Raw genomic sequence first — 16476 nt, 5'->3', positions numbered from 1 at the left:
ACGACCGGCGGGAGTCCGCCAGCGTTCGAATCCGCCCCAACCCACTTCTGCCGACGCAACGACGACGAGCGAAGCGAGGAGTCCGTTCGTCGTCGAAGTGGTCGGCGGATTCGGTCCCAGAGGACGAGCGAAGCGAGTCCTCGCGGTTCGAATCCGCCCCAACCCACTTCCCCTGCATCGTACCGAGCTACCGGTGACAACCGCGGTTCCACGCCGGCACGCGCAAGAAACAACTTTCAAGCCACCGGGCGGTTCACGTGTAGCTATGGATATCTCCGATATTGCGACTCCCGAATACATCGAAGTCGACGCGGGCGAGCGCTTGGGGAAGGTCCGTTCCATCTTCGAACGCGAGAACCCCAAGGGGCTCATCGTCACTCGGGACGGCGAGTACGCCGGCGTCATCGGCGAACGCGACTTGGTTCGATCGCGGATCGAAGACGACACCAAGGCCGACGTGCTGATGAAGTCCGCCCCGCGGGTCGACCGCACGGAGGACGTCCGCGAGGTCGCCCGGGTCCTCGTCGAGGGGGGAACCAAGGTCGCCCCCGTCTACGAGGGCGAGAAGCTCTGGGGGATCGTCACCGCCGACGCCATCCTGGAGGCGGTTCTCGACAGCCTCGACGCGCTGACCGTCGAACAGATCCAGACCGACGACGTGATCACCATCGGCGAGAAGGCCCACGTCGGACAGGCGATCAACCGACTGCGCGAGCACGGCGTCTCGCGACTGCCCGTCGTCGACGACGATGACGGGTCGCTCGCCGGCGTGTTGACCACCCACGACATCGTCGACTTCGTCGTCCGTGACGCCGACCGGCAGGGTCGCGGCGACCGCCGGGGCGACCTCGATCGGATGCTCGATCTGCCCGTCTACGACCTGATGACCAGCCCCGTCCTGACGACGACCGCCGACGAGACCGTCGAGGACGCCGTGCGGACGATGCTCGACAACGACGTGTCCGGTCTGGTGGTCACGCCGACCGAGGCCGACGACGGGACGGTGGCCGGCGTGCTCACCAAGACCGACGTGCTCCGCGCGCTCACCTTCACCGAGGAAGGACAGATGGACGTCCAGATCACCAACGTGGCCCTGCTCGACACCATCGCCCGCGAGGAGATCGTCGAGGGCATCACCGACGTGGCGGACAAGTACCAGAAGATGCAGGTCCACCACGCCCACGTGCGCTTCCACGAGCACAAGGAGAAGCTCCGTGGAACGCCCCTGATCCAGTGTCAGATCCGCCTGCGGACCAACCACGGGCAGGTCGCCGGCTCCGGCGAGGGGTACGGCGCCGATCACGCCTTCCACGTCGCGGCCGACACGCTCGAGCGAAACGTCCTCGAACTGAAGGGACTTCGGGCCGACGAGCAGTACCGCGGGCAACTGCTCCGGAAACTCGGCGAACTATAGGCTCTCCTCGCCCGCGGCCAGGCCGTCGCCGGTGATGCGGAAGGTGACCGTCTCGCCGGCGGGCTTCGACCGGTGTTTCTCCAGCGTGGCTCGCCGGTTGCCGCCGCGGAACCGATCCAGGCGGACGACCGTCCCCGTCCAGTGGTTGAGCGTGTTCCCGCCGAGCGCTCGCGTCCGGTCGGCGTCGGGATCGGTGAACACCTGGTTGGTGACGACGACCGCGAGGTCGTGTTTCCGCGCGAGCGACAAGAGGTGGGTCACCTGCCGCCCCACTCGTCTGAGCGTCTCGCCCTCGTCGCCGTCGCGGCGTTCGAGCCGATAGAAGCCCGTGGCGCTGTCGAGGACGATCAGCTCCGCCCGGGAGGCGAAGTCGGCGGCGTCGCGGACGGCCTCTTCCTGTTCGGCGAAGTCGTGAGCCTCGGTGACGACGATGCGGGAGGTAACCGCCTCCAGGTCCCCGTCGTCACCGAGAACCCCCGTCGCGAGCTGTCCGAACCGTTCGACCGAGAGCCCCTCGGTGTCGATGTACACCGCGGTCCCCCCCTCGGCGGCGACCTGGACGGCCGCGGAGAGCGCGACGTTCGTCTTGCCGGCGGCCGGCGAACCGTACAGTTGGGTGACGGTACCGCGTTCGAAGCCGCCGCCCAGAAGGTCGTCGAGCGGGGCACAGCCGGTCGACACTGGCGCTGGCTCTGACTCGGACACACACCTCATCGGTCGTTCCGGGTCATAAACCCTCGACACCGCGGTCGTCGCTCGACCGCGATACGTTTTACCGCCGCGGCGTCGAAGGGAGGTCGTGATCGTCGTCGCCACCGCGGACTTCGAGCTGTACCACGAGGTCGTCGACCTCCTCCGGGAGCGCGGCGTGGCGTTCACCACGGTCGAACCGGACGACGACCTGCCCGAGGGGACGTCGGTCGTCGTCACGGCGCCGGACGACCACATCGACGGTGACGCCGACGTGGACCGCGTCACCGCGACGGCCGACGAGGCCAGACGCGCCGTCGACGAGGCACTCGCACTCCTGCGTGGCGGCGAAGGCCGGACCGTCGTCGGGGTCGATCCCGGCACCCGGCCGGGAGTCGCTGTCCTCGCCGGCGAGACGGTCGTCGCGGCCTTTCACGTCCCCCTCGCCGACGCCGTCGAGACGATCCGCCGGGAGGTCGCGGACGCGGTCGACCCGCTGGTCCGGATCGGCGACGGCGCCCGCATCCAGGGGGCCCGACTCGTCGACGACCTCGACGACGTGACCGTGGAACTCGTCGACGAGACGGGGACGACCCCCTACCTCGGAACCGGCACTCGGGGGATGGGCGACGTCCTCGCCGCGGTCAACATCGCCCGTCTGGAGGGCGAACGGGTCGACTCGCGGGAGATCGAACCCACCGCCGGCGAACTCCAGCGGATCAAGGACCGCTCGCGGCGCGTTTCGACTGACGACCGGACCATCGACGACGCGCTCGCCCGCCGGGTCGCCGTCGGCGACCTCACCGTCGAGGAGGCGCTGGACGAGCACCGCGACTAGACGCGCGCCGTCGCCTCCACCTCGATCAGCATCTCGGGGTCGATCAACCGCTCGACCTGCACCATCGTCGTGGCCGGCCGCCCTCCCGAGGAACGTCGTTCCTCGCTCTCGTCGAACGCCTCGGCGTGGGCGCGACCGATGGCCTCCCAGTCGTCGATGTCGGTCACGAACAGCCGGGTCCGCACCACGTCGGACAGCGAGGCGTCGAGTGCCGCGAGCGCCGTGTCGACGTTCTCGATCGCGCGACGGGTCTGTGCGTAGGGATCGCCGGGACCGACCACCGCGCCGTCGTCGTCGGTCGCCGTGGTCCCCGAGACGTGGATCTCGTCGCCGGCGCGGACCGCCCGCGAGTAGCCGACCGCCGATTCCCACTCTGTACCCGAGGAGACGCGTTCTCGCTCCATGTCGGGCGCTCGACGCGGAGCCTCGAAACGGTGTCGCCTACCGGTCCCGGATCGCCGCCTCGGCCCGTTGCAACACGGTGCGGACCGGCAGGTCCGTCGCACGGGCGACCGCGAGCGCGTCGTCGTACTCCGCGCTCACGTCGTAGACCGTCCCGTCGGCATCGGTCGCGACCTTCACCGCCACGTCGTAGTCCTCGCCGTCGACGTCGAGCGTCGCCGTCTCGAAGAGCCGGTCGGCGACCCAGCGGTGCCCGGCGCTCCCCTCCCGGACGCCGAGCGTCCCCGTCTCCTCGGCGAGACGGCGCGCCACCCGCTCGGCGTCCGCGGGGTCGACGACCACCTTGACGAGGTGACCCGGTCGCGATTTCTTCATCGTCGCGGGCAGGATCGACACGTCGCGGGCCCCCGCCTCGGCGAGCGTCTCCTGCAGCGCCCCGAGGACCTCCGGCGTGGCGTCGTCGAGGTTGGTTTCGAGGACCGTGATCGACTCCCGACGCAGCCCGCCGCCGCCGTCGCCGACGAGCGCCCGGAGTACGTTCGGGCGGTCGGGAACGTCCGCGTCGCCGGCGCCGTAGCCGACCGTGTCGACGGCGAGGTCGGGGAGTCGGTCGGCGCCGTCGGCGAGTTCCGCGAGGATGGCCGCCCCGGTCGGCGTGAGGAGTTCGCGGTCGACGGGACCACCGCGGATCGACCAGTCGGCGTCGGCGACCACCTCCGTCACCGCGGGCGCCGGGACCGGGTAGGTGCCGTGACTCATCGTGACGGTCCCCCCGCCGACCGCGACGGGCGTCGTCACGATCCGCTCGACGTCGAGGTCGGCGACGAGGAGGCAGACACCCACCACGTCCGCGATGGCGTCGTCGGCGCCGACCTCGTGGAAGTGGGTGGTATCGAGGTCGGTACCGTGGACCGCCGCCTCCGCCTCGCCCAGGCGACGGAAGACCGCGAGGGCGTTCCGCTCGACGGCGGCGGGGAGATCCATGCCCTCGACGAGAGCGACGACCTCGGGATAGGTGCGGTCGGGGCCGGCGCCCTCGGCATGCGTGTGGGTATGGTCGTGGTCGTGACTGTGGTCGTGGTCGTGGCTCTGGTCGTGACTGTGGTCGTGGTCGTGGCTCTGGTCGTGACTGTGGTCGTGGTCGTGGCTCTGGTCGTGACTGTGGTCGTGGTCGTGGCTCTGGTCGTGACTGTGGTCGTGGTCGTGGCTCTGGTCGTGACTGTGGTCGTGGTCGTGGCTCTGGTCGTGGCCACGCTCCGGGTCGTGCTCCGGACGCCGCTTCCGAGCCGGATCGTCGGCCTCGGCGTCGTCGAGGATCACGTCGACGGTCGTCGCGTCGATGCGGGCTTTCGTCGTCGACCCCACGTGGTATCGGACGTCCAGCGCCGCCTCGACGGGGTCGAGGACGGCCGGATCGGCGCCGGCGGCGACCAGGGCTCCGAGGAGCATGTCGCCGCTCGCCCCCATGCGGCCGTCGAACGCGAGCGTGTGCATACCCCCTCGGTCGGGTTCGACGGGCAAACGGCTTGCGACCGCCGTCGGACCGGCAGGGGTTTGTACCGCCCCGTCGTATGCTACGGTATGTCACAGTCCACGGCGAAATCGGACCCCGAAACCCCGGGTAACAACAAACTTATCCCGCATCATCGCCCAGTCACGACCATCCTCGCGGGTACATCATGAACGAAGTGCAACTCGAAGTGGCGAAAGCGTACCCGAACGACTCGGGACGCGGCATCGCCAGACTGGACCCCGACACCTTGCTCCACCTGAAGCTGTCGCCAGGTGACATCATCGAGATCGAGGGGGCCGAGACGACGGCGGCGAAGGTGTGGCGTGCCGACAGACAGGACTGGAACACGGACACCGTCCGCATCGACGGGTTCACGCGACAGAACGCGGACGTTGGGATCGGCGAGCGTGTCACCATCCGCAAAGCGGAGGCGACGAAAGCCGAGAAACTCGTCCTCGCGCCGCCGGAGGAGGCGAGCGTCCAGTTCGGCTCCGACGCCGCCGGCATGGTGAAACGCCAGATCCTCAAGCGCCCGGTGGTCGAACGCGACATCGTGCCCGTCATGTCGAGTACGAACCACCCGTTCATGCGCTCGCCGGGACAGGCCATCCCGCTGATCGCCGTCGAGACGGAGCCCGACGGCGTCTGTCTGGTCACCGAGGACACCGAGGTCGAACTGCGGGAGGAACCGATCTCGGGGTTCGAGAAGACCGGCGGCGGCATCACCTACGAGGACATTGGCGGCCTGCAAAACGAGATCCAGCGGGTCCGGGAGATGGTCGAACTCCCGATGAAACACCCGCAGATCTTCAAGAAGTTGGGGATCGAACCCCCGCAGGGCGTTCTCCTCCACGGCCCGCCGGGGACGGGGAAGACCCTCCTCGCCAAGGCCGTCGCCAACGAGACGTCCGCGAGTTTCTTCTCCATCGCGGGCCCGGAGATCATCTCGAAGTACTACGGCGAGTCCGAACAGCAGTTGCGCGAGATCTTCGAGGACGCCAAAGACGAGTCGCCGTCGATCATCTTCATCGACGAACTCGACTCCATCGCGCCGAAACGGGAGGACGTGACCGGCGAGGTCGAACGCCGCGTGGTGGCGCAGTTGCTGACGATGATGGACGGCCTCGAAACCAGAGGGCAGGTCATCGTCATCGCGGCGACCAACCGCGTCGACAGCGTCGACCCCGCGCTCCGCCGCCCGGGCCGGTTCGACCGCGAGATCGAGATCGGCGTCCCCGACGAGGAAGGGAGGAAGGAGATCCTCCAGATCCACACCCGCGGGATGCCGCTCTCGGACGACGTGAGCCTCGATCACCTCGCCGACGAGACCCACGGCTTCGTCGGCGCCGACATCGAGAGCCTCACCAAGGAGGCGGCGATGAAGGCGCTCCGGCGCTACCTCCCCGAGATCGATCTCGACGAGGAGGACATCCCGCCGAGCCTCATCGACCGGATGATCGTCAAGGACGACGACTTCGGCGGCGCGCTCAACGAGGTCGAACCCTCGGCGATGCGGGAGGTGCTGGTCGAACTCCCGAAGATCACGTGGGACGACGTGGGCGGGCTGGAAGAGCCAAAACAGAACGTCAAGGAGGCCGTCGAGTGGCCGCTCTCCTCGCCGGAGAAGTTCGACCGCATGGGGATCGAACCCCCGAAGGGCGTCCTCCTGTACGGCCCGCCGGGGACGGGGAAGACCCTGATGGCGAAGGCCGTCGCCAACGAGACCAACGCCAACTTCATCAGCGTGCGCGGCCCGCAACTCCTCTCGAAGTGGGTCGGGGAAAGCGAGAAGGCGATCCGGCAGACCTTCCGGAAGGCCCGGCAGGTGTCGCCGACGGTCATCTTCTTCGACGAACTCGACTCGCTGGCCCCCTCGCGCGGGAACGAGGTCGGCAACAACGTCTCCGAGCGCGTGGTCAACCAGCTCCTGACGGAACTCGACGGGCTGGAGGAGATGGGCAACGTGATGGTCATCGGCGCGACCAACCGGCCCGACATGATCGACCCCGCGCTCCTCCGCTCGGGGCGGTTCGACCGCCTCGTGTTCATCGGCGAACCCGAACAGGAGGGTCGCGAGCAGATCCTGAAGATCCACACGCAGGACTCGCCGCTGGCTCCCGACGTGAGCCTGCGCGAGATCGCGGAGATCACCGACGGCTACGTCGGCTCCGACCTGGAGAGCATCGCCCGCGAGGCGGCCATGGTCGCGCTCCGCGAGGACGACGAGGCCGAGGACGTGGAGATGCGCCACTTCCGGCAGGCCATGGAGAACGTCCGCCCGACGATCACCGACGAGATCATGGACTACTACGAGCAGATCGAAGAGCAGTTCAAGGGCGGCGGCGGCGAGAGCTTCGCCGAGCGCGGCAGCGGCGGTCGCATCGGCTTCCAGTAACGCCGCCACGGCAGGTTTATCTCCCCGTCAGTCCTGCCTCGGGACGTGGTGTGGGATCCGACGCTGTACTCCGTCGTCGGCATCGCGGCGGCGGCGCTGTTGTTCGTCGTCGCCGCGGCAGGGTGGCAACACCGAACGGAGCCCGGGGCCAAGGCGTTTATCGGTCTCATCACGGCGCTCGGCGCGTGGGCGCTCGTCTACGGGATTCAACTCGGATTCACGACTCTCGACGCACAGCTCGCCTGGCAGCGCGTCGCCCTCGCCATCGGGGGACCGGTGCCGACGCTCTGGTTTCTCTTTGCGGTCCAGTACACCAACCGCGACGCCTGGCTCACCCGTCCGGTCCGGGCGATCATGCTCCTCGATTCGGCGGTCTTCGGCCTGCTGACGCTCACGAACCCGTCACACGGCCTCGTCTGGCACGACGCATCGCTCGTCTCCTACGGCACGCTCCAAGCGCTCGACATCGCGTTCGGGCCGGGGTATCTGCTCCACATCGCGTACACCTACGTCGTGACGCCGATCGGGTTCGGTCTGCTCGCGGTCGCGGCGCTCCGGTCGACGCTGTATCGCGCGCAAGCGGGACTCTTGGTGGTGGGGGCGATCCCGCCGCTGGTGGCGAACGCGGCGTTCTCGCTCGGACTGCGATGGACGTCGTTGCCGCCGGTCGATTTCACGCCGTTCGCGTTCGTGATCACGGGGCCCTGTTTCGCGCTGGCGCTGTTCCGATTCGACCTGCTGGAACGCGTCCCCGTCGCGAGACGGAAGATCGTCGCGGACGCCGACGACGGGTTCGTCGTCCTCGACGAGGACGAACGGATCGTCACGTTCAATCCGAGCGCGGCACGGCTGCTCGACGATCCGATCGAGGGACGTCCGCTCCGAGAGCACCTTCCGGCTGGAAGCGACGGCGCGACGCTTACCGCCCTCGACGGGACGACCCTGACGGCGGTCGTCGGCCAGCAGCAACGCGTCTACGACGTGACCTGCTCGACCCTGTCGGACCACCACGACCGGGTGGTTGGCTACGTCCTCCGCTACCGGAACGTGACGGATCGTCACCGGTACGAGAAGCGCTTGAAGGTCGCCAACCGGGTGTTGCGACACAACCTCCGCAACCGGATGAACGTCATCATCGGGTGGGCCGAGGAACTCCGGGAACGTGACGACCCGGAGGTCGCCGCCGCCGGCGAACGGATCACCACGACGGCCGTGGACCTGGTCGAACTGGGATCGCAGGTCCGACTGCTGGTCGAGACGGCCGACGACGTCGGCGAGACCACCGAACGGGTCGTCCTGCGTGATCACCTCGAACCGTTGCTGAACCGCCTGCGGGAGAGTCATCCCCAGGTCGCCGTGGAGGCGGACCTCCCGTCGACGGCGACGGCGGTCGTGCCGAGCGCGAAACTCCTCGTCATCGCCGTCGAGAACCTGCTCCAGAACGCCGTCGAACACAACGACGCCGAACGGCCGTGGGTCCGGTTGGTCGTCGAGGACGACGGCGAACACACGCGAATCCGGGTGGCCGACAACGGGCCGGGCATCCCCGACGACGAGCGGGCGGTGTTGCGCCGGGGCAGCGAGACGCCCCTCGAACACGGGAGCGGACTCGGCCTCTGGCTGGTCCACTGGACCGTCACCGCCGCGGGCGGCGAGGTGTCGTTCGGGGAAAGCGACGCCGACGGGAGTGTCATCACCCTCACGTTGCCGTCCGGTACCGACGGCGGGGCGGCGTCGGCGTAGCGGCCCACGGGCCGGTGCGTATTAGTGATTCGTCGGCGTACGCCAGCGTGGAAGGGTGGCTCAGTGGTAGAGCGCACGCCGTCGTCCGCCCGACGAGGGTGGCCGGCGGGGCTGTCGACCGACCCCGGTCGGCGCGTGGCTTCGCGTGGTTCGACTCCCGCCCCTTCCACTTCGGGTTAGGAGTTGCGGGGTGAGCGAGCGTCGCGAACGTCGGCGCCGTCACGGACCATGTCCTCACAGCGGGGACACACGCGCGGTTCCTCGACGCTGTTCGGCGTGAACACCCGGGCGTAATCGCGAGTGACGAAGGCTCCACAGTTCTGGCACTCGGGCATACCGCCGGAAAATCACGTCAGATTTGACATAAGTCTTGGGGGATCGGCGATCACCGGGCGTCGTCCGGTCCGTTCCGACGGGAAGCGAACGGCAGCGACGGCGCCCGACCTTCGGTACGTTTATTATTCCGACCACCCGCTTTTGATGGCATGGGCGGACGACCCCTCGACGTGCTGGAGGCCTCGCTCGACGAGGACGTGACGGTGTATCTCAAGGACGGCCGTGCGTTCCACGGCCTTCTCGGCGGGTACGACCAGCATATGAACGTCGTGCTCGAACCTGGCGACGAGATCGTCGAGGGCGCCCTCGACGATCCGAACGTCGAGCAGGTGGACAACACAACCATTATACGCGGCGACAACGTCGTGACGATAAGTACATGACCGGAGCAGGAACGCCGAGCCAGGGCAAGAAGAACAAGACGACCCACGTCAAATGTCGACGTTGCGGTGAGAAATCCTACCACGTCCGGAAGAAGGTCTGTTCGTCGTGTGGCTTCGGCAAGTCGGCGAAGCGACGCGACTACGAGTGGCAGAGCAAGGCCGGCGAGTAACCCGGCTCCGAGCGGGCCGACGCTCCGTTTTTCGTCTCTCCTCACGATCGCCGTTCAGCAGGGATAGCGGCGCTGATACGGCCTATCGCCGCTCGGGGTCGAGGCGAAAACGTACCCAATAGCGTGCCTTTTTACCCCGCGGCACACTACCCACGCTCATGGCACACGGGCGGGATCACCGTACCCCGGACGGGATGACCGAGAAGTGTGGCGTCGTGGGCGTTTCCCTCGCCGACCGCGACGCCGCTCGGCCCCTGTATTACTCGCTGTACGCACTCCAGCACCGGGGGCAGGAGTCGGCCGGCATAGTGACCCACGACGGGTTCCAACAACACAGTCACGTGGAGATGGGACTGGTGGGCGACGCCTTCGGCGCCGACGACCTGGACCAGTTGAACGGGACCGCCGGGATCGGTCACGTTCGGTACCCGACGTCCGGCGGCGTCAACGCCTCCTGCGCTCAGCCGTTCTCCGTCTCCTTCAAGTCCGGATCGCTCGGCCTCGCACACAACGGCAACCTCGTCAACGCCGCGGAGATCCGCTCGGACCTCGAGGCGCTCGGCCACGCCTTCACCTCCGACGGCGACACCGAGGTGATCGCCCACGACCTCGCGCGCAACCTGCTGGAGGAGGACCTCGTGCGGGCGGTCAAGCGAACCATGGGCCGCATCCACGGCTCCTACGCCCTGACGATCATGCACGACGACGCCGTCCTCGGGGTCCGCGATCCGGAGGGGAATCGCCCGCTCTGTATCGGGAAACTCGACGACGGCTACGTGTTGGCCTCGGAGTCGGCGGCCATCGACACGCTGGACGGTGAACTCGTCCGCGACGTGGCTCCCGGGGAACTGATCGTCCTCGAACCGGACGGCTCCGGATTCGACTCGTATCAACTCGTCGACCGCGACGACACGGCCCACTGCTTTTTCGAACACGTCTACTTCGCCCGCCCGGACTCGGTCATCGACGACGACCTCGTCTACGACGTGCGGCGTGACCTCGGGCGCGAACTCTGGGCGGAGAGCGGCATCGATACGGACGTGGTGATGCCGGTGCCGGACTCCGGGCGCTCCTTCGCCTCCGGCTACGCCGAGGCCGCGGGCGACGACGGCGGCGACGTGGAGTTCGCCGAGGGACTGATGAAGAACCGCTACGTCGGCCGGACGTTCATCATGCCGACACAGGACGAGCGCGAACGCGCCGTTCGGCTGAAACTCAACCCGATCCGGAGCACGGTCGAGGGCAAGACCGTCACCATCATCGACGACAGCATCGTCCGTGGCACCACCTCGACCCAGTTGGTCGACCTCATCCGCGACGCCGGGGCCGAGGAGGTCCACGTCAGGATCGGTGCCCCACCGATCGTCGCCCCCTGCTATATGGGGATCGACATGGCGAGCCGGGACGAACTCATCGCGGCGGACAAGAGCGTCGACGACATCAGGGAGATCATCGGCGCCGACAGCCTCTCCTATCTCTCCATCGACGCCATCGCCGACGTCCTGGGTCGGGCGAAAGGCGACCTCTGTCTGGGCTGTGTGACCGGGGAGTATCCGTACGACATCGAGGGCGAGCGGACCGACCGCGACGTCTCCCGGCCGGCCGTCGGTGGCGAGTCCGCGCCGGCGGACGACTGAACTCCCGTCACCGAACTGACCGAAAACCCCGCGGATCGGGCCCGAAACCGGCAATATTTTTGAAGGGGTCGTGTGTAGGAGGAGGCGACCATGAGCGAGGAACGCGACGCTCGGCTGGGACGGCGGCGGCTGTTGCAGGCGAGCGCCGGGGCCGTGGGTGCCGGGCTACTCGGTGTGGGAGCGACCGGGACCGCCGCGGGCCAGTCAGGCCCGTTCGACGGATGGATGAGTGACGTGAGCAACTACGAGGGCGTCGTCGACCAAACGGGGTCGGGCGAGGTGACCGTCGAGGTGGGCGTCGAGGCCAACAACGGCGCGTTCGGGTTCGGTCCGGCGGCCATCCAGGTCGACACCGGGACCACCGTCGTCTGGGAGTGGACCGGCCAGGGCGGACAGCACAACGTCGTCGCGGAGGAGGGCGGCGACTTCGAGAGCGAGCTCTCCGCCGAAGCCGGCTTCACTTTCGAACAGACCTTCGACTCCGAAGGCGTCGTCAAGTACTTCTGTACGCCCCACCGGGCGCTCGGCATGAAGGGCGTCGTCGTCGTCGGCGACGTCGACACCGGCGCGGAGGTCATCAGCGGCGGTGGCGGCGACGGCGGTGGCGGCGGTGGCGACGGCGGTGGCGGCGGTAACAGCGGTAGTGAGGGGAGCGGGAGCGGCGGTGACGGCGGCAGCGCGGCCAGTCAGGTGATGTCCCTGGCGATCGGCGGGTCGCTCGTCGCCGCGTTCCTCTCGCCCATCGTCTTCGGGCTGATCCTGATGCTCCGGGATGCCGGCGGCTCTCGCTCCGACGACGCGAGCGCCGAACACGGGGAGCCGAGCCACGAGGACTAGTCGACGACGCTCGCGTCGGCGACGAACGCGCGGATGATCGCGCCCTCGGCGCGGTGGAGCCGTTCGCTGGCGGTCGACTTGGCGATATCGAGGTGATCGGCCAGCTCGGTCAGCGTACAGGTCCGCGGCGTGTGGTAGTAGCCGCGTTCGACCGCCGTCTCGAGCAGGTCGCGCTGGCGGTCGGTGACGACCGACTCGGGGTCCATCGAGGTGCGGACCGACCGCACGTCGAACTCGAGGCCGAAGGTACGAAGCTGGTCGGCGAGCGACGACAGTCGGTCCCGCGAGGCCGTGAGTTCGAGGTCGGCGACGCCGTCGACGATGGTGATCGGCGGCTCGAACGGCGTCCGGGAGTTACGGATCGAGAGCAACAGGAGGGGTTCGTCGGTCTCGAACTGGATCAGCGCCCGGTCGTCCCCACGGTGGAGCAGTTCGAAGACCCGGACGCCGGAGACCGCATCGAGCTGCGAGAGGACGGCCTCCATGTCGGGGGCCGTGATCTCGACCAGCCCGACGCCCGTGTCGTCGTCGTCGGGGAGCGCGGCGAGTACGCGGAAGGTCGCCTCGGGATGGCGCGACGAGAGATCGGCGATCCAGACGTCCTCCGGAAGTGTCACCGCGAGCCGTGCCGTGGGCATGACAGTACGGTTGTCCGCGACGGGTATAAGTCGGTCTCGACGCGCCGGAACGGCGAACGGATCGACACCGACCACAAGGATGTCAGGCGTACTGTGCCCCTTCGTGGCTGGTGCCGTGGGCGTCGGGGTCGTAGATGTCCTCGTTCTCCTCGCCGACCACGTCGACCTCCGCGAGCATCCCCCGGCGGGCGACGCGACTGAGCGCGTGGTCGACGAGCTTGATCCGCTCGGGGACGGGCGTGTCCATCTCGCCGATCATACAGCTTCCGGGCGGCACCTTCACCGTCTGGATGTTCTTGTCGGCGTACGCCTCGAAGTCACCGTCCTCGGGGATGCCACCGTCGCGGTAGGCCCGCTTCCAGACGTTGCCGATCGGGTGGAAGTTGCTGGAGTAGTTCGGGCCGCCGTCGACCATGAACACGCGCACCCGTTCGCCCTGCTGGACCTCGATCGGGCCGCGGTTGGCGGCCGCCCACGCGTACTTCTCGCCGTTCAGGAGGACGTAGGTCGGGTTCTCGTTCCGCATCGCGGCCATGTCGAAGCTGTGCTTGCCCTCCTGTCCGACCTCGCCGTCGGTGTACACCTCGTGCTGGCCGAAGTAGAGCTCGCGGTCCACCTCGGGGAGTCCCCCCTCCGGTTCGACGAGGATCATGCCGAACATCCCGGCACTGATGTGCATGTCGAGGTTCGGCACGGCACAGTGGTAGATGAACGCGCCGGGGTAGTCGGCCCGGAACCGCATGGCGTTCTCCTCGCCGGGTGCGGCGGTGGTCGCCACCGCCCCGCCGCCGGTACCGTAGACGGCGTGGAGGTCAACGTTGTGTGGCAGCGCGTTACCCGAAGGACTCTCGAAGGTCAGGTCGACGGTGTCCCCCTGCCGGACCCGGATCATCGGGCCCGGAATCTCCCCGTCGAACGTCATGAAGTCGAAGGTGACGCCGGGTTCGATCTCGGCGGTCACCTCCTCGGCGGTCAGCGTAACCTCGTGCGTCGTCGGCTCGTCCCGATCGATCGGACCCGGGATGTCGGTGGGATCGGCAGCCACCTGGTCGGTAGTCGGCGTCGACGTCTGTTCGACCTGTTGTCGCTGCGTCTCGGCTTCAGAGGCTCTCGGAGCCTCGGCGCTGCACCCTGCAACTGTCGCCGCGCCGCCGATACCGAGCGCCTGGAGCGCCCGTCGACGGGTGGTTTCGAACATCGGGTGTCACCTCTGTTTGGATCATCGGGAGCAACCCGTATCAACCGGTCAGTCGATTCCTGACGGGTGGGTCCGCGACCGAACCGGTTCGGCCGGGTGCATAAAAGGGCCGGCGGACGGGCGACGAACGGTCGCTCCGACGGTGACGCGGCAACGCCGCGCAGTCAACAGCAGAAGATGAACGGGTAGACCAGGCTCACGCGGTCCTCGTCCTCGATTTTCGTGTCGAACCCGTCGAGGACCTCGTTGAACTTCCCGTTGACCAGCACACGCGCGTAGGGTTTCGTCTGTTCGCCCTCGGGATTCTTGTGCCACGTGCCCGGGAGGTTCTCCGGGGGTTTCGCCCACCCGTCGGTCGTCGCCTCGGCCTCCGTCTCCGCGACGAGCATCTCCGCGAGCCCGGGCTGTTCGTCGAACAGTTTCTCCAGCAGGTCCCGGAGGGTATGCCCCTCGAACGTGAACTCCTGGTGGGGCTGGTCCATCGCGTCGCGGACGTGTCCGGTCGCGTGGAGCGCCACCGTCGTCGTTCGTGGATCCGTCCGGCCCTCGGAATCGGTAGTCGTACTCATGACGACTACACATACGTGAGTATCACCCGAAAAGCTGTGTCCGAACATGTTCGATCGTCTCCGTGTCGTCGTCGCGCTCCGGGAAACGGCGGGCCTAAGTGAGTTCCTCGGCGAGGGGTGTGTATGGTGCGCGATCCGCTGTCGGGCGACGATCCGCCCGACCTGCAGTCGGTGTTGGACGCTCTCGACGACGCCGACTGCCGGACCATCATTCGGCACCTCGACGAGCCGATGACGGCGACCGAGGTGTCGGAGGAATGTGATATCCCCATGTCTACGACCTACAGAAAACTCGACCTACTGACCGAAGCATCGTTACTCGTCGAGGGAACGGAGATCAGACCGGACGGTCACCACGCCACGCGCTACGAGGTCGACTTCGAGGCCGTCACCATCGGGGTGACCGAGCAGCGCGACCTGGACGTGAGTATCGACCGGCCGTCTCACAGCGCCGACGAGCGCCTCGCGTCACTGTGGGGGGAGGTTCGCAAGGAAACATGAGCCACATCGACATCGCGCTCATGGCGGTCAAGACGGGGACACTCCTGCTCGGGAGCCTCATCACCTTCCTCTCGCTCAAGGCCTACCGTCGGACCGGGACGCCCGCGCTCCGGGCGCTCGGCATCGGGTTCGGTCTCGTCACCGTCGGCGCGCTCCTCGCCGGCGTCGGCCATCAGTTCACCGCGCTCTCGCTCACGCACTCGGTCGTCATCGAGAGCGGACTCACCCTCGTCGGCTTCGCGGTCATCGTCTACTCGCTGTACGTGGAGTGACACCGGTTCGGCGCCGGTCTCCTCGGGTACCGTTACGGTCGGTTGCGACGGGATCGACCCGTGGTCGGTCAGTAGCGGAGATAGAGCAGGCCGTAGACGACGTTGCCGAGGACAAAGGAGAGCAGCCAGAGCGCCGCGGCCACCCGTCCGACGCGGGCGTGGGCGGTGTCGGCGAGCGCCGCGACCGGACGTGTCGTCCCGAGCAGGAGCACGTAGTACAGGAGGGGGATACAGACGATGGCGAGGAGGATGTGGACCGCGAGGAGGGGGAGATACACCCAGCGGCGGACGGCGTCGGGGCCGGGGAACTCCGCGGGCCCAACGAGTGTCACCTTGTAGAGGTAGAGCACGAGGAAGACGGCGAAGAGGGCGGCCGAGGTAAGCATCATCGCGCGGTGTCTGTCGAACTCGCCGCGGCGGGCGAAGGCGATGCCCGCGGCGATAGTGACTACGGCGACGGCGCTGACGGCGGCGTTGACGTGGGGGATGGCGGTCAGAACCGCCTCGGGCGCGCGCGGAACGGCGCCGCGGGGAATCGCGCCGAGCACCGCGCCGAACACCAGAGCGAGCGACGCGGCGGTGAGGACGGCGGTGAGTGCCGGCACGCGGTTCCGTGCGTCGAGCTGCATACCCGACGGTGGGGTAGCAACTCACAAAACGTCGGGGATTTCGGTGCGGGCGCCACGACGGAGGCCACCGAACGACGACGGGCAAAAGGAAAGCCATTTCAAATACCCCCGACAACGGTGGTATGCGTACCGACGAAACACAGAACACTGCGAGCGTGGGTAGCCAAGCTAGGCCAACGGCGCAGCGTTGAGGGCGCTGTCCCATAGGGGTCCGCCGGTTCAAATCCGGTCCCACGCATCGCACGGACGCGAACGGACGTGAGCGGCCGGGGATGCACACCCGGGTTCGAATCAGGGAGAACGCGCGAGCG

The 16476-nt window shown here is 67.9% G+C and carries 18 protein-coding genes and 2 tRNA genes; 12 read left to right on the top strand and 8 right to left on the bottom strand.

Translation table 11 applies throughout. The annotated features are described in order from the left end of the window. The first annotated feature begins 265 nt into the window (after positions 1–265). Positions 266–1414 carry a CBS domain-containing protein gene (locus EI982_RS17235; RefSeq protein ID WP_157690861.1) on the top strand — a complete coding sequence of 383 codons (1149 nt, stop codon included), beginning with the start codon at positions 266–268 and terminating at the stop codon, positions 1412–1414. Here EI982_RS17235 and radB read toward each other — a convergent pair. After that, positions 1409–2119, bottom strand: coding sequence for a DNA repair and recombination protein RadB (gene radB, locus EI982_RS17230; RefSeq protein ID WP_199243683.1), 711 nt, complete (start codon positions 2117–2119; stop codon positions 1409–1411). The genes EI982_RS17235 and radB overlap by 6 nt on opposite strands. A 94-nt stretch (positions 2120–2213) precedes the next feature. On the opposite strand from radB, the gene EI982_RS17225 reads away from it, so the two are divergent. Beyond that, a complete protein-coding gene (locus tag EI982_RS17225) occupies positions 2214–2942 on the top strand; it encodes a hypothetical protein (protein WP_157690859.1) in 729 nt (242 codons plus the stop codon). Here EI982_RS17225 and EI982_RS17220 read toward each other — a convergent pair. Both EI982_RS17220 and larC read right to left on the bottom strand, forming a co-directional pair. After that, positions 2939–3346, bottom strand: coding sequence for a RidA family protein (locus EI982_RS17220; protein ID WP_157690858.1), 408 nt, complete (start codon positions 3344–3346; stop codon positions 2939–2941). The genes EI982_RS17225 and EI982_RS17220 overlap by 4 nt on opposite strands. Before the next feature lie 37 nt (positions 3347–3383). Next, complete coding sequence (larC, locus tag EI982_RS17215) at positions 3384–4838, bottom strand: nickel pincer cofactor biosynthesis protein LarC (protein ID WP_157690857.1); 1455 nt, start codon at positions 4836–4838, stop codon at positions 3384–3386. 185 nt (positions 4839–5023) lie between these two features. On the opposite strand from larC, the gene EI982_RS17210 reads away from it, so the two are divergent. From EI982_RS17210 to EI982_RS17200, 3 genes are all read left to right on the top strand, one after another. Next, complete coding sequence (locus EI982_RS17210) at positions 5024–7252, top strand: CDC48 family AAA ATPase (RefSeq protein WP_157690856.1); 2229 nt, start codon at positions 5024–5026, stop codon at positions 7250–7252. A 45-nt stretch (positions 7253–7297) separates the two neighbouring features. After that, the gene (locus EI982_RS17205; protein ID WP_157690855.1) at positions 7298–8995 is read left to right on the top strand and encodes a sensor histidine kinase; all 1698 of its coding nucleotides are present in this window, start codon (positions 7298–7300) and stop codon (positions 8993–8995) included. A 49-nt stretch (positions 8996–9044) separates the two neighbouring features. Continuing rightward, positions 9045–9164: transfer RNA gene (locus tag EI982_RS17200), tRNA-OTHER, on the top strand. Between the two features lie 7 nt (positions 9165–9171). On the opposite strand, the gene EI982_RS18560 is transcribed toward EI982_RS17200, so the two are convergent. Further along, a complete protein-coding gene (locus tag EI982_RS18560; RefSeq protein WP_199243682.1) occupies positions 9172–9330 on the bottom strand; it encodes a DUF7563 family protein in 159 nt (52 codons plus the stop codon). 150 nt (positions 9331–9480) lie between these two features. Between EI982_RS18560 and EI982_RS17195 the strand changes: the two genes are divergently transcribed. The 4 genes from EI982_RS17195 (at position 9481) to EI982_RS19050 (ending at position 12358) form a co-directional block, all read left to right on the top strand. Continuing rightward, a complete protein-coding gene (locus tag EI982_RS17195; protein WP_157690854.1) occupies positions 9481–9714 on the top strand; it encodes an LSM domain-containing protein in 234 nt (77 codons plus the stop codon). Beyond that, the gene (locus tag EI982_RS17190; RefSeq protein WP_049936239.1) at positions 9711–9884 is read left to right on the top strand and encodes a 50S ribosomal protein L37e; all 174 of its coding nucleotides are present in this window, start codon (positions 9711–9713) and stop codon (positions 9882–9884) included. The genes EI982_RS17195 and EI982_RS17190 overlap by 4 nt, the downstream gene beginning before the upstream one ends. Before the next feature lie 194 nt (positions 9885–10078). Next, a complete protein-coding gene (gene purF, locus EI982_RS17185; protein ID WP_157691270.1) occupies positions 10079–11521 on the top strand; it encodes an amidophosphoribosyltransferase in 1443 nt (480 codons plus the stop codon). A gap of 90 nt (positions 11522–11611) precedes the next feature. Beyond that, positions 11612–12358 (top strand): halocyanin domain-containing protein, encoded by a 747-nt coding sequence (locus EI982_RS19050; protein ID WP_157690853.1) that lies wholly within the window; start codon positions 11612–11614, stop codon positions 12356–12358. On the opposite strand, the gene EI982_RS17175 is transcribed toward EI982_RS19050, so the two are convergent. The 3 genes from EI982_RS17175 to EI982_RS17165 all read right to left on the bottom strand — a co-directional run bounded on the left by EI982_RS17175 (position 12355) and on the right by EI982_RS17165 (position 14763). Further along, complete coding sequence (locus EI982_RS17175) at positions 12355–12996, bottom strand: helix-turn-helix domain-containing protein (protein WP_157690852.1); 642 nt, start codon at positions 12994–12996, stop codon at positions 12355–12357. The genes EI982_RS19050 and EI982_RS17175 overlap by 4 nt on opposite strands. 82 nt (positions 12997–13078) lie before the next feature. Continuing rightward, entirely contained in the window at positions 13079–14194 is a 1116-nt protein-coding gene (nirK, locus tag EI982_RS17170; RefSeq protein ID WP_157690851.1) for a copper-containing nitrite reductase, read from the bottom strand. A gap of 164 nt (positions 14195–14358) precedes the next feature. Further along, positions 14359–14763, bottom strand: a complete 405-nt coding sequence (locus EI982_RS17165) for a MoaD/ThiS family protein (protein ID WP_157690850.1) — start codon at positions 14761–14763, stop codon at positions 14359–14361. A 123-nt stretch (positions 14764–14886) separates the two neighbouring features. On the opposite strand from EI982_RS17165, the gene EI982_RS17160 reads away from it, so the two are divergent. Together EI982_RS17160 and EI982_RS17155 are read left to right on the top strand one after the other, a co-directional pair. Then, the gene (locus EI982_RS17160; RefSeq protein WP_157690849.1) at positions 14887–15264 is read left to right on the top strand and encodes a winged helix-turn-helix domain-containing protein; all 378 of its coding nucleotides are present in this window, start codon (positions 14887–14889) and stop codon (positions 15262–15264) included. Next, positions 15261–15536: a DUF7521 family protein gene (locus EI982_RS17155; protein ID WP_157690848.1), complete on the top strand. Its 276-nt coding sequence runs from the start codon at positions 15261–15263 to the stop codon at positions 15534–15536. The genes EI982_RS17160 and EI982_RS17155 overlap by 4 nt, the downstream gene beginning before the upstream one ends. A 68-nt stretch (positions 15537–15604) precedes the next feature. Here the strand turns inward: EI982_RS17155 and EI982_RS17150 are convergent, their stop codons facing one another. Beyond that, complete coding sequence (locus tag EI982_RS17150) at positions 15605–16165, bottom strand: DUF420 domain-containing protein (protein ID WP_157690847.1); 561 nt, start codon at positions 16163–16165, stop codon at positions 15605–15607. 153 nt (positions 16166–16318) lie between these two features. On the opposite strand from EI982_RS17150, the gene EI982_RS17145 reads away from it, so the two are divergent. After that, a tRNA-Leu gene (locus tag EI982_RS17145) sits at positions 16319–16403 on the top strand. Positions 16404–16476 lie beyond the last annotated feature (73 nt).

The organism is Haloplanus salinarum (assembly GCF_009762275.1).
Taxonomy (GTDB): domain Archaea; phylum Halobacteriota; class Halobacteria; order Halobacteriales; family Haloferacaceae; genus Haloplanus; species Haloplanus salinarum.
This window is presented reverse-complemented; position numbering and strand designations above follow the sequence as displayed.